This window comes from Cohnella sp. OV330 (assembly GCF_900112065.1).
Taxonomy (GTDB): domain Bacteria; phylum Bacillota; class Bacilli; order Paenibacillales; family Paenibacillaceae; genus Cohnella.
Genome location: NZ_FOKE01000003.1, coordinates 316,344 through 329,837, shown reverse-complemented (window position 1 = coordinate 329,837; position 13,494 = coordinate 316,344). Strand labels below are relative to the sequence as shown.

Genomic DNA, 13,494 nt, shown 5'->3' with positions numbered 1-13,494 from the left:
AGTCTGGACCGAGTTACACGGTTTTTCGGTGTAACTGGCACTGCCACGCCGCAGTCTGGGCGGAGTTGCGCGGTTTTTCCGCGTAACTGTTAAGTCCGAGCTATGCGATACTACCGCACAACGGCGTTCCCTCTGCCGCGCGCGCGCCTACCGTCCCAGCAGCACGTCCTCCCGCTCGCGGAAATAGGCGGCCGTCTGCAGGACCATGCGATCCAGCAGCGCCTTGTCCGGCTTGCCGTACATCGCCGGGTACGGGTCGCCGCCAGGGCCCAGCGGCTCCGGCGTGACGTAGCGTCCGTCGCGGTTGAAGCCAAGCAGGTACAGCGCCATGATGACGGTGTCGAGATCCAAGGAGCCGTCGCCTAGCGCACAGCGGTTGCTGTCCGCCATGTGCAGATTGAGCAGCCGGTCGCCGGCCGCCAGCAGCGCCTCGCCGATGTGCGACTCTTCGGATTGCATATGGTAGACGTCCGCGTTGATATGCTGCACGCCCGGATGATCGACGGACTGAATGTAGGCTTCGGCGTCGGCGATCGTGTGCACGTAGCTCGTCTCGGCGGACCGGATCGGTTCGATCGCCGCCTTCACGCCGTGCGAGACGAAGAGGTCCGCGACGAGCCGGAGCGTCTCGGCGCTGCGCGCGAGCTCCATCGCGTCGTAAGGCGTCGGCCTGCCGACCGCGCCCGGCACGACAAGGATGTAGGAGCCGCCGACCGACGCGGCGAACTCGATCTCCCGCTTCAGGTAGTCGACGGCGGCTTGGCGCTGGAAGGCGCGGTTGCTGGACAGGTCGTTATCCGCCGAAAACATGCCGCAAATGCCCGCGACCTTGATGCCGTGGGCGCCCAAAATGTCCAGCGTTTCCTCCTTCCGGTAACCGAGATCCGGCCCGTAGTGGTTGCCGTGCAGCTCGATGAAGCCGATGCCCGCCTTTTGCAGCCGTTCGGCCGTGTCCGCGAGCGATTCCATGCCGAAGCCCCAATTGCTCCAGGACAGATTCAGGCGCCGCTCAAGCCGCTTGGGATCGTTCTTTTTCAGCACCTCGAACGCTTCGCGGATCTTCTCGTTCTTCAGTTCATAAGCTTGTCGGATCATCGTTCCTCTACTCTCCTTTATGTCGCGGCCGCCCCAATCAAGGCATATCCGGATGATTGGGCCCGAAGTGCTTCAGGAACACCATCGGCTCCCACTTGCTACGATTGACGATCGTGACGCCTTCTTGGGCCGCCGCCTCTCCGACGAAAAACTCGTCGCCGCTCATTTGCCCGAACCGCAGCATGACGGCGGCCTCGGCCTCATGAACGCCGAACGTGCCATGTCCCTGAATCAGGATCGTCCCGTACGCCGCGGGATCCTTGACGACGACCGTCTGCCCCGGCTGAACGGTCAATTCCTTGGCGCCGAAGTATTCGTTGCCGTAAGTGATCCACTTCTCCGTATGGCGTTCGTCCGAATGCGCGCAGACGATCGGCGGGCGGAAGTAGTGTTTCTTGTAATGCGGGTCGACGTTTTTCTCCCAGTCCATCAGTCCGAGAATGTAGTCGATGTTGCGCTTCTCCGGCTCGGGGCAGTTCTCCGTGAGAAACTCGTACGGATACACCTCGCCCCACACGACGTTCTCGTGGACGGAGTTGACGTCGCTGTTCCACTGCGGCTCGTACGTGAGGTACGAGCCCGGCGCGTGCACGACGCCCGGCGGCGTATACCAACCGGTGCCGAGCTCGATCCGGTAAGCCCGGGACAGCTCGGTGATGCGGTTGTCGCCCGATTCGAACTGCAGCAGACGCTCGCGCACCTGTTCAATCGTCGTATCCGGGTCGTACCCGAAGTACGTGGCGGGGAAGACGCCCGGATGATTGTTGAGCTGCGGCGGAAAATAATACGCTTCGGGCTTGCCCATCCGGCCGACCAGCTGGGCGGACGCTTCGTCCAGGTGCAGATGGTGGAACAGCGGCGTCTCATAGTCGAAAAACTTTGAATACATCGGCCAAGTCCCGTATTTGGCGTGCAGCGTCTCGCCGATGATGACGGGTCCGAGCGCCTCGACCGCGTCGCGGAACAGGAACTTGTCGCTCGCGTCGTCATTGGCCGCCACGTAGCTCATCCCCTCGTCCGGCTTGGCCTGCGGCCCGTTCATCGCGGGGATGACCGAGGAAAACCATCTTTCCTTGATAGAGCCGCGCGCGGCCCCATATGCGTAATAGTCGTCCGGATGAAGCCGCAGACGCTTACCCGCTTGGGCGAAGCGGCGCGGGACGAATACGGGAGCAAGCCTGAAAATGCCCTTGCCCCGCTCGTACGTCTCCCAGATTTTAGCCAAATCGCTCATTTGAAAATCTTCCTTTCTTCCTGCGAATCTATCGCATTCAAATGGCGGAACCGAATGTCCGGCAGCTTGGATGGCGCTTCACCTTCAACTTCGCCTTCGCCGGCATCTGCGCCCAGTCCGCCCAGTCGCCTGCTCGCGCAGTAGACCGTTATACGCTTTTGTTCGCCGGGGAAAAGCGTGAAGAAGCCTTCGTCCGCCATCGTCCAATACCGGTCCGTCAGCTCCTCCGCATAGATGTGGAGGATCGCTTCTTCGCCTTCGTTCGCGAGCAGGTAGGTCCGCTTGACCGTATCGAGATACTCGGCCTTCAGGTGTTCGCCCGCTTCCTCCCACTCGCCCGCCGCCGCGATACGGAAGCCGCTCGATCCAAGGCCGAGCACAGACCTGTAACACTCTTCTGCCTGCGTGGAGAAATAGTAGTCGTTCTCAAGCAACGTCCGCCCCTCGCGCAGCAAGCGCACCCTTACGATGAACAGCGGCGTGAAGTCTGGCGTAACTTCGAAAGCCAGCGCGGCGACCTTCTGCATGCCTGCGCGCGGCTCCGCCCGGAACCTGCCATGCCACAGTCGATTGCCCGCCGTCGTCAACGCTTCGACTTCCGCTTCATCGCCGTCCGGCTGTCCGCCGCTCCCGCTTTCCGCGAATAGATCCGCATGGAACGTATCCCCCATCGGATAGACGAGCCTGCGGTAATCCAACGACGCATGCGCCCGGGCGAACGCCTGCCCCACCCAGTAGTACGCCATCTTGGCTTCGCCGTAATAATCCGTCAGCGACGTGCAGCCGACGTTGGGCCAAGGCTCGTTGAATTGCCAGACGATGCTGCCGCTGTTGCGGAACTGCCGGCGCCGGTTGGCCTCGACGATGAACCGTAGGCCCTCCGCCTGGATCCATTGGCTGCCGCGAACGAACGCGTCGATGCCGTCCGGCTCGCCGAAAAACCAGGCGTCCCGCTCGCGCGTGTCCCACCAATCGCCGTGATGGCGCCAGACGAGACTCTCGTCCATATCGGACACCCGGACGTGGGCCGGGCTCAAAAACTTGCGCATGCTCTTCACGGCGCACAGGCCGTCGACTCCGAATTCGCTGTGGAACAGACTGTCCGACTGCCCGTAAAATTCGTAATGCTCGGGATGCCCTCTGTACTTCCAGCCGCCGTGAACGTCATGGTTTTGCCCCGCATCCAGAGACAGCATTTCCTGCGGACCGGAAGCGGACGTCGGGAGGAACATCCTATCCGGATCGTGCGCCCGAACGAGCGCCTTGAGCAGCGCGAGATTGCCGTTGTCGTAGCCGCAAGGCTGATTCGGGGCTTCCTTCAGCTCGTTGCCGCCGCTCCAGACCGCCAGCGAGACGTAGTTGCGCCGGTCCTTGATGGCGGCCTCGGCGGCCTCGGCCAGCAGCGCGAGATACTTCGGATCCTCGGGCGGCACCGAATCCATCCCCGAGCCGGACTGGACGAACTCCTGCCAGACGAGGAGGCCGTGACGGTCGCACAGCTCGTAGAACGCGTTTTTCTCGATCACGCCGCCGCCCCACACGCGAACCATGTTGACGCCCGCGCGCTTCATCAGGAGCACCGTCCACTCGTACCGCTCCGGCGTCACCGTGCCGTACAACATGTCGAGCGGCGTCAAGTTCACCCCTTTGACGTACACTTTCTCGCCGTTGATCGTAAACGTATAGGGCAGCGCGGACGCGGGACTCTCCTCGTTGAGCATGTAGCCGAGCTTGCGAATGCCCGGCTTGAACGCGCACGAGTCCAGCAGCTCATTCCCCTTCAGCAGGCGCACTTCGAGCCCGTACAGCGGCTGCTCTCCGTGCCCGTTCGGATACCAGAGCAGCGGCCGTTCCACGCGAAACGAAAAGTCGGCCTCCGCCCGGTCCGGACCGACGGCGATCCGCTGCGACCCGATCTCGCGTCCTTCCGGATCGGTCAGCACCGCCTCCGCGGCGTAATCCTCCTCCAAAGCAACCCCCGTCTGCGTATCGGTCCCCGGCTGCGCCCCATCGATCCGCACCTTCACGCCCACGACGCCCGCGCCGTCTTCAGCGACATCCGTGCGGACATGCGCCTCGCCGAGCGACAGCTCTTCATGGACGCGAAGGTACACGTCGTCCCAAATGCCGAGCGACACGAGCCTCGCGGAAAAATCCCACTTGTACCCGAACCGGCTTTTCTGGGTATGCGTCAGCGACGTCCGCCCGATCTGCGACTGCTCCTGGGGCGCGTGCTCGAACAGGATGCGAAGCTCCAGCGTCTCATGCGCTCGCGCGATGTCCGTAATATCGAAGACGGCCGGAACGAACATCCCTTCGTGTGCTCCGAGAGGCACATTGTTCAAGTAGACATGGGCTTTGTAATCCAATCCCTTGCAGACGAGCTCGACCTTGCGGCCCAGGTGCGCCGGGCGCGGGAAGGAGGTCCGGTACATCCACCACCGGTGCTCCACCCATTCGCAGGACAGACTGTTCAAATCCTGGTGCGGATGCTGAATATAGCCCGCTCTGTACAGGTCGTGCTGCACCCCGCCGGGAACGGCCGCGGGCATCCACGCCGTCACGCCCTTCATGGCTTCCCCCGTCTCCACGCTGTTGGCCAGCAGCGGCACGTAAGGATAGAAGCCCTTGAGCTCCCACGCCAGATCCTTCAATTCGTATTTCATTCTCTAGCTCCCCCTGCTTCGGCGCTTCACGGCGACTTCTCGATCCAAATTTCCCGGTTAATAGCTCCAGATTAAAATTGAACGCTCGCCGAGAAGCCGAGCTTGCCTGCCGGCACGTTGAACCGCACCCATGCGGCATCGCCGCTGCGCTCGACCGCGCCTTCCAGCCGCTCGCCGTCCGCGAGCACCGTCGGAGCGGCGTCCAGATGCCGCAGATCGAAAGGTCCGACGCGCAGCTTCACCGCCGGCAGCTCGTCGCTCGATTGCACGCGAATCTGGGCGCCGTCCGCCGCGAGGCGCAGGTCATATTCCAGCTTCGCCGTCAGGCGGCGGGCGCCGTCCTCGATCAGGAACGGATAGTCCCGGACCCACACGCCGTCCCAGCCCTGCGGCAGCCTCGAGATGAGGCCGAGCTCGGCCTGCTGGCTGTCGTCGACGCCGATGATGATCTTGAGCGCCTTGAGGATCTCCGCCTGCTGAACGGCGTTGCCCAGATCGCCGAAGCGCGAATAAATCTTCTTGGCCCGGTTCACGGCGCCGCCGATCTCGGGCACGATGTACTGGCGGTAGACCGGACCGTAGATAAGCTTGGCATTCAGCTTCATGAATTCGGACGCGTCAGCCGTACGGTCGAGAAGCAGGGAAGCCTGCGTCGTGAAGGCCGCGTTGTAGCCCATCGCCCACGGCACGAACTGCTCCTTGTTGACGGCATACTCCTTCTCGTTCAGCGCGTACCACTCCGGATACGTATTTTCAGGGAACAGTCCCTTCGTATCCGTAGGCAGCAGCAGCGGGCCGAGCAGGCTGCCCCGGCCGAAGCCGCGGTACTGGTCGGTCCAGACCTGGCCCTTTTCCTCATCGTTTACGATATAAAATCGTTCGCTGGCGAGCTTCAGCCGTACCGCTGTCTCCTCCCAGATGCGGGCAGACTCGGATTCGCCGATGGAAGCGGCCATCTCCGCCAAGCCATGCAGCGCCTCGATGCACGGCAGATCGCAGAAGATGGAGTGGCCGACGGAGATCGGGTAGCCCGAGCCTTCGCTGTCCGACCACAGCACCTCCGTTGCCTTGGACACCTCCGGATGCTCGAACTGCCAGATGATCCAGTCGCCGAGCCCCTTGATGTCTTCCCATCTCGGGCGCAGCCACGCCTCCCGCTCAGGCAGGTGCTTCCACAACTGATAGATGAAGAGCGACGTCAGGCCGTGCCCGTCGTTCTCGAAGCAGCCGGTGCCGATCTCGGTCCGCGGGAACTGCAGAATGCGGTGGATGTGCCGCGGCAGACGATAGCCGTTCACCGTAAGCGACTCGTTCTCCTCCCAGACCCGGGCCATCTTGAGACACCAGTCCGCGCAGGCGACCGCCTGGTCCACGAAGCCGAAGGCGATCATCTCCATGAGCGTGCGGCCGATGTCCCGCGACCAGGCTTCATCGTAGTACATGCCCGGGTGCTCCTGGTTCGGATACAGCTTGAAGTCCATCGAGAAGGTGCCGCCGATGCCGTCGTAGCCGTACGACAGCGCGCCTGCCGACGAGGTATGGTAGACGCCTTTGCCGTCGACCTTGCCTGCCATATCCAGCACGTTGTGATAGAACGCGTTGGTGAAAAAGTCGGCTTCCCGGCCGCCCGAGAATCGAACCTCCGGTCCCTTGTAGCCGATCGGGATGTCAAGCGGAAACGTCTGCGGGAAGTTGTCGTCGGTTACGTACATGTAATCCTGCAGCTGGCGGATGCGCGCGAGCGACGCCTCCTCGTCCGCGCCCGCCAGGCGCAAGGGACTGCTGCGGATGCTGTCCGTCAGCGCAGCCGACAGGCCGGTGCTTCTTGCGGGCAGACTGCCCGCCGGACGTTCGCCTTCCCGAAGCGGGACGACCGTGATGCCTGTCACGACGGGCGTCAGGCCCGAGCCAGGCTCAGGCGCGTACTCGATCCGCGCGATCGGCTTGGCCGCGGGATTGATCGACGCGATATACTGATGCGTCGGCGTCGGCTGCGCCGGGTAGAGGCGCAGCGATTCCTGCAGCGTGCGCCGGACCTCGGTGAATGAGACGAACGGCTCGGGATATTTGACGAACTTCTCCCCCCACCACGCGCTCTCGCCGATGACGATCGGATAAACGCCGACCTCTCCGTCTTCATAGCAGACCCGCAAGGAGCCCAGGCCCTGCCCGACCGTCACCTGCTTGTCTTCCGGCGAGTAGCTGTTGCGCTCGCTGACCTTCATGCCGGCGATGAGCAGATGCTTGGCCGCGATGCCGACGGGCAGCGTATACGGCGTACGGCTCGCGAACAGCGTGTTCGCGCCCGCCACGAACGGCACGCCGTACAGCTCCGTATATCTCGGCGGCTCGGCGACGACCTGCCATCCGGCCAGGACGTCTCCGTCTTCCGCGCTGAAGTCGACCCTGAACGCCTCGCCCGCGTCGATCGCGTCGACGCCGATCCAAGCCGTATGCGGACCGTTGTCGCAATCCACGACGCGTAGAAACGCCGTCCGTCCTGCCAGGTCGGCCGCGTCCGTCTCGATCCAGGCAGGCGGATTCGTGTTCGGCGGGTACACGGTGCGCAGGATGTCCCCGGTCGCGGCGTCCACGAGCTCGACCCGGTTTTTGTTGACCTGGTAGAGCTGATAGTAGCCGCGCAGCTTCAGCCGGAGCGTCGGCGACGCAACCTCGAATACAGGCGACTGGATGATGCCGACGCCGTCGTCGCCCGCAAGACAAGAGGACAAGTGCCTGGCCGTCTTGTTCCCCTCGTAATCGATATCCGCAAGCCCCCAGATGCCCGAATTCGCCACCGGCGCTTCCAGGCAATAGTAGACGTCCTGCGTCTCCGTCCCATGGAGCCGAATCTCCTCGACGCGGGAGATCGCGAGGCTCGCGCCCTCGCCTGCGAAGGTCTTGCTGCCTTTGATCTCCAGGTACGCTTGCTTGCCCTTCAGATGGCGGACGAACCATTCCCGGACGACGAACGTCTCCTTCAGCGGCGGTGCCGCCTCCTGAACGATCTCTCCGCCGTCCGCCATCCGCAGGAAGCAGCCGCCGGAGGCGGAATCGTGGTTCAGGACGTCGTAGCCGGCCAGCCGCAGCCGGAGCTGGTCGCCTTCGATCGTGAACGTCGGCGATCGCAAGCTCTCCGAAGCGCCCGCGAGCTTCTCCCAGACCTCGGCGCCCGGCTCGGCGTCTTCGCCGTCCGCGCGCGCGGCCAGGCGCCACCCGCTTGCCGACGTCCAGCCGGACCAGCCGGCGCTGCCGCCCCAGAGGAGGGCCGTGCTTTTCGGCTTAGGGAGAAAAGGGCTGGCTGGGGCGTTCGTTTGCGTTTCTTTGTTCAGGACGGTGTCGTTCATCGGGCATGAGTCCTCTCTGCAATGAAATGGCGTCGCACCCGGCCGGAAAAGCCGGACGGGTGCGACGTAATTCAGTCAAATCCGTAAGGCAGGCTTAAGGCTGGCCTTCCAGGTGCCGCGTCGGGTTGTAGCTCGCCAGGATGCCGGCGCCGGTCGTATTCTGGCCGAATACGGCCGCCGAGTTCATGACCTTAACGCTTGAGCCGCTGGCGGCAACGACTGCGTAGTCGTCCCTGGACAGCTGGTCGGTCACGAGGTTCCAGATCTCGACGGTGCCGGAATTGACGACGACGCCGTTCTTGACGCCGCAGCCGCCGATGTTCAGCAAGTGTTCGTTAGAAGCGCCGTTGACGATGATCCACTGCGTATGCAGCCACATGTAGCTGTCGCGGATGGCCGAGAAGTTGTCGGTGCCCGCCCAATTGTTGAAGAACCCGGCGATGCCGTACCGCTCGGCTTCGCCGTCCATGGACGTCGGGTTCAGATCGTGCATCTGCTCGATCCAGCCCTCCGTGCTCGTGCCGACCCGTACGAAGTTTTCGGCGCTGAAGCCGAACAGCCGCTTGACGAAGTGACGGTCGCTGCCGTTCGCGATATCGAGGCCGTAGGAGGCGTTCTCGAACTCGACGTTGACGACGTAGACGTCGTCCGCATTGTTGATCCGCACCGTATACGGGAACTTCTTGATGTTGGTCGACGTGTTCATCGGATTGTTCGGATAGAAGACGCGCAGTCCGCGAAGGCCAGCCTTGTTGCCGTTCAGCGTGATGAAGGCCGTGTCGGTCGTCGGCGTCGTCGTGTTCTCGCCTTCGTAAGCGAACAACGCCGTGCCTTCGCCGGTCGCCCGGGCTTCGATGGCAGTGGAGCTCGCGCCGCGCAGCTCGACGTTCGCCGGCACCGTCAGGTGCGTGCTCACCTTGTACCAGCCCGGCGGCAGGTACACGATGCCGCCCCCGGCCGTGCCGGCCGCGTTCAGCGCGGCCTGGATGGCCGACGTGGCGTCCACGGTCGGCAGATTGCCGCGCGACGCCTTGACGTACGGCGCATAATAAGGCGCCTTGGTCGCGTCGTAGAGCGTCGTGCTCGTCGTCTTGCTCGGCGTGCCTTCCGTATAGGATGTCGGCGGCGCCGGGGTCGGCGAGGAGACGGTGAGTCCCGTGCCCGTCGTCGTGCCCGTCAGCGTATTGTTCGACGCGAACAGCTCCGCGTACGTATTGATACGGCTGAAGTTGATCGAATTCACGCTGCCGGAGAGCGTGCTCCGCAGCACCGCGTTTTTACGGAAGCCCGACTCCATTTTCAGCGCATAATCCGTGTTCTGGATATCGAGCAGCGCGAAGTTGGAAGCCCACGATCCGTCGCGCGGTCCGTCCACGTCCCGAATCCCGTACTTATAGTCCGAAGCCTTCAGCTTGTAATGCTGGACGGCGTCGTTATCGGAGAACAGGAACGCCGTTCCGTTGGCGCGCGTATAGGCGTCGATCACGCTCTTGACGGGCGCGTTGTAAGTGCTGCCTGCGTTCGCCCAGTAGGCATTGCTGAACGTGATCTTCTGGGTGGAATCGACCGCCGCCGTCTCCCGCAGCTCCAAGCCGACGTTCAGGGCCGTGCCCTTGATGTTGTCGAACGTATCGAAGCCATGCAGCGCGCTGACGAGAATGCCCTTGTACGCGTTCAGGAACGTCACGTTGTGAATCGATGCCGCATCCTGGTCTGCGCGAATGACATAGCCCAAATTGATCGGGACGATCGGATTCGAATGGTTCTGGTTCGGATAGTAGAACGTGAGCCCGACGACGCCGGCGTTCGTGCCTTGCAGCCGGATCAGTTCCCCGATATCGCTCGATACGTTCGCCGAGATGACCGTGCCGTAGCTGCCCGTGCCGCTGTCCGGATCGCGCCAGTCCCCGCGCAGGGAGCAGAACGCATACACTTTAAGCGTGGAGCTGATCTTGTACGTGCCCGACGGCATCCACACCGTGCCGCCGCCCATGACGAAGCAATCGTCGAGCGCCTTCTGCACGGCTGCGGTCGCGTCGGCCGCGCCGGTCTTGTCCGCGCCATAGTCGGTGACGTCGAAGTCGGAGATGACGACGTCCTCCGTCGCGTAGGTCGGCGTGACGACCTTCGTCTTGCGGGGCGTCGTCGCGACGTAGATCCGGTCGATGTCGGTGCCGCCCGCATCGGCGCTGTCCTTCTGAATCTTGATCGTGTTCGAGCCCGCGTTCAGATGGACGGCGACTTTGACTTCCTTATAGATGTTCCAGTTGCCCGTCGCCGGGAAGGCGACGCTCATGACCTTCGTCCCGTTGACGTAGAGGCTCTTGGTGCGCGTGTCGGGATAGCCGTTGGAGTAGCGGATCGTCACGTCATAGTAGCCCGCTCCCGTGCCGGACGGCGTGCTCACGCTGCCAAACTGCACGTTCGCGCCGTCGCTGTTCAGCGTCCCGACCTTGGAGCCCCCCGACGCGTACGTATCCGAGGCGGTTACCGCGCCGCCGCCGACCGTGCCGCTCTCGGCCTCGTACTTGGTGCCTCCCTGGATCGCCTCGAACGCGTCCCAGTCGATCGCGTTCCCCGTGGACGCCGCGTTCTTGGTGCCGCTGACGGCGACCTTCAGCGTGTGCACGCCTTCCGGGAGATTGCGCTTCTCGAACAGAACCAGCTGCTTTTCCCAGACCGGACCGTACGTATCGACTTGCCCCTGGCTCACGCCGTCGATATACACGTTCGCCTTGCCGTGATTGTTGTTCTTGGCGCCGATCCAGCGGACGCCCGTACCGTGCAACGTAAACTCGATCGCGTCGTTCGTCGTCTCGGAGAATTGGACGTCGTTGTTGTAGTAGCCCGTCGCCCCGCCGTCGTAGACGATCGTACCGCCCGGGGAGTAGTAGTTGACGTAGTAATACGGCCCGTAATTGTTCACGACCGTCCAGGCCGACGTCGCGCCCGGCACGAAAATGCTGTCGATGTCGCTGGCCGGGCTGTCCGCGCTGTCGCGCTGGATCTTGATCGTGTTGCTGCCCTCGTTCAACGAGACGCTGGCCGTTACGGTGGAGTAGATATTCCAGTTGCCCGTCGCCGGGAAGCTTACCGTCGCCACGTCGACGCCGTTGACGTATAGGCTCTTGGTCCGGGTATCCGGATAACCGTTGGAGTAACGGATCGTGATCGTGTAGGTGCCCCCGTTGGCGACGCTTACATTATTGAGCTGCACGTACGAACCGACGTCGTTCAGATTGCCGACCTTATAGCCCGACGACGCGTTGCTGTCCGCCGTGACGGCGGCAGTGCCGCCGATAACGCCGTTTTCCGCCTGGTAGGTCACATCCCCGGCCGCATAGGCGCTGCCCGACGGACCCGCCGCGAGCAGCAACGCGCCGAGACCCAGCGCGAACGCCGCGCTCCATGCATACTTCCTTAATCCGCTTCGACTTTTTCCCACTTCATTGACCGCCTTTACGAATAGGGTAGAGGTACAGGTCATGCAGCTGCCGGAGGCGCGACCGCCGCCGGCAGCCCGGTACGGGGAATGCTAAGCTGTAGGTCTTATTTCTTCGCGGCCAGGAACGCGTCCGCTTGCTTCTGAATCTCGGCCACGATCTTGTCCGTGCCCGCTTTTTTCTGCTTTTCGATGTAGTCCGCGAGCGCTTTGTCCGCGTCCTTGACGATGCCGTACATGAGCGGCTTGCCCGCTTCGGTCGTGAGCGCGGTGCGCTTGGCGATCTCGTTCTTGATCGCGTCCGTCACCGGGAAGAAGCCGGTGAGGTTGGTGACGAGGCTGTTCGGCTGATTCGTAAAGTCGGCGATGTTCTTCCAGCCCTCGGCGGTTCTGGATTCGGTCGGCCTGACCAGGTTATCGCGCCAGAAGCCCCATTGTCCCTGCCAGTCCATGTAGTTCGAGGTCTCGGCCGTCATGCCCTCCGGATAGACGTAGGCGTCGCCCTTCTTGACGTACGTCTTGCCTTCGATGCCGAACAGCACCATGTCGTACAACTGCTGGTCGGTCGCCATCAGGTCCATGAACATGAGCGCTCTTTCCGGGTTTTTGGCGTTTTTGTTGATCGCCATCATGTTGGCCAGCGGCGAGCGTCTCAGGTAGCTGCCTTCCGGATACAGCTCCGAGTAGAAGTTCTCGGGCTTGCCCAGGAAGTTGTTGAAGTTGATGTATTCGTTCGAGGTGAATCCAGCGACCTTCAGATTGTTCGATTCGTTGGCGTGCGCGTCGCGGTTCAGCATGAGGTCGTTCGGTATGATGCCTGCGTCCGCCCACTTTTTAGCCCAGGCGACGGCTTCCTTGTACCAGTCGGTCTGCTCGACCGGGACGAGCTTCATCGCCGGATCGTCCAGCTTGTAGGTGAGGCCGTAGAGACCGTCTACGGGATCGGCATAGTTGTACTTGGGCGCCAGCATCGACAAAATCTTGCTGTAGGTCAGGCCGCCGTCCCACTCCAGGATATGGCTCGTCGGCGATGCCTTTTTCGCTTCCTGCAAGAAAGCGTCCAGCTCCTCGACCGTCTTGATCGAGCCGTTCTCCGGTTGAGCGAGCTTGCCCTCCAGGCCCGATTGCTTGAAGTCTACCGAGATAAAGGGGTGGTCGTTGGTGATCTGCGTCCACGGCATCGCCGTGATCTTGCCGCCGGCCGTGATCGAGTCGACCATGTTGCGCTCCTGCAGCTGGCCGTAATAATTCGGCGCGTACTTGGGAAGCAGATCCTTCAGGTCCAGGTAGCTGTTGATCATCTGCGGGTAGGCGAGCCAGTCCGCGTCGAAGTTCATGTCGTAGTCGTCTCCGGACGTGGCCAGCAGCTTGATTTTCGTGGCATAGTCGTTGAAAGGAATGAAGTTGATTTCGAATTTGGCGTTCAGCTTGTCTTTCGTATAATCCTCGACGGCCTTCCATACTTCGTCGGTGGCAGGTCTCTTGTCGCCTGCGAAATAAATCTTGAGCGTGACCGGATCGAGCTGCTCCGCCGCCGGCGCGGAAGCCGAAGCGGACGAAGACGCGGTTCCCGAGGCCGGCGCCGAAGAGGATGCGGCGTTCCCGTTGTTGTTATTGTTGTCGCCGCTGCACGCCGTCAGCGCGCCCCCCAGCATGAGTGCGGACAGCACCGCGCCCGTCAGACGAATGGTTCTTTTTTTCATCGTCGTA

The 13,494-nt window shown here is 62.6% G+C and carries 6 protein-coding genes; all 6 read right to left on the bottom strand.

The window, feature by feature from the left end; all coding sequences use genetic code 11:
• Positions 1-147: 147 nt before the first annotated feature.
• Positions 148-1,095: a sugar phosphate isomerase/epimerase family protein gene (locus BM235_RS08535; protein WP_090111648.1), complete on the bottom strand. Its 948-nt coding sequence runs from the start codon at positions 1,093-1,095 to the stop codon at positions 148-150.
• A 37-nt stretch (positions 1,096-1,132) separates the two neighbouring features.
• Positions 1,133-2,329 (bottom strand): cupin domain-containing protein, encoded by a 1,197-nt coding sequence (locus BM235_RS08530; RefSeq protein ID WP_177244212.1) that lies wholly within the window; start codon positions 2,327-2,329, stop codon positions 1,133-1,135.
• The gene (locus BM235_RS08525; protein ID WP_090111646.1) at positions 2,326-4,995 is read right to left on the bottom strand and encodes a glycoside hydrolase family 2 protein; all 2,670 of its coding nucleotides are present in this window, start codon (positions 4,993-4,995) and stop codon (positions 2,326-2,328) included. Before BM235_RS08525 ends, BM235_RS08530 begins: the two co-directional genes overlap by 4 nt.
• A 71-nt stretch (positions 4,996-5,066) precedes the next feature.
• On the bottom strand, positions 5,067-8,342 hold the full coding sequence (locus BM235_RS08520; RefSeq protein ID WP_090111644.1) for a hypothetical protein: 3,276 nt from the start codon (positions 8,340-8,342) through the stop codon (positions 5,067-5,069).
• 94 nt (positions 8,343-8,436) lie between these two features.
• Positions 8,437-11,787 (bottom strand): CBM35 domain-containing protein, encoded by a 3,351-nt coding sequence (locus BM235_RS08515; RefSeq protein WP_158543702.1) that lies wholly within the window; start codon positions 11,785-11,787, stop codon positions 8,437-8,439.
• A gap of 104 nt (positions 11,788-11,891) precedes the next feature.
• On the bottom strand, positions 11,892-13,487 hold the full coding sequence (locus BM235_RS08510; RefSeq protein ID WP_158543701.1) for an extracellular solute-binding protein: 1,596 nt from the start codon (positions 13,485-13,487) through the stop codon (positions 11,892-11,894).
• Positions 13,488-13,494: the final 7 nt, after the last annotated feature.

Excerpts from the sequence above, each read along its gene's own strand:
- BM235_RS08510 (WP_158543701.1), bottom strand. The coding sequence starts at position 13,487 with ATGAAAAAAAGAACCATTCGTCTGACGGGCGCGGTGCTGTCCGCACTC.
- BM235_RS08520 (WP_090111644.1), bottom strand. The coding sequence starts at position 8,342 with ATGAACGACACCGTCCTGAACAAAGAAACGCAAACGAACGCCCCAGCC.
- BM235_RS08525 (WP_090111646.1), bottom strand. The coding sequence starts at position 4,995 with ATGAAATACGAATTGAAGGATCTGGCGTGGGAGCTCAAGGGCTTCTAT.
- BM235_RS08535 (WP_090111648.1), bottom strand. The coding sequence starts at position 1,095 with ATGATCCGACAAGCTTATGAACTGAAGAACGAGAAGATCCGCGAAGCG.
- BM235_RS08530 (WP_177244212.1), bottom strand. The coding sequence starts at position 2,329 with ATGAGCGATTTGGCTAAAATCTGGGAGACGTACGAGCGGGGCAAGGGC.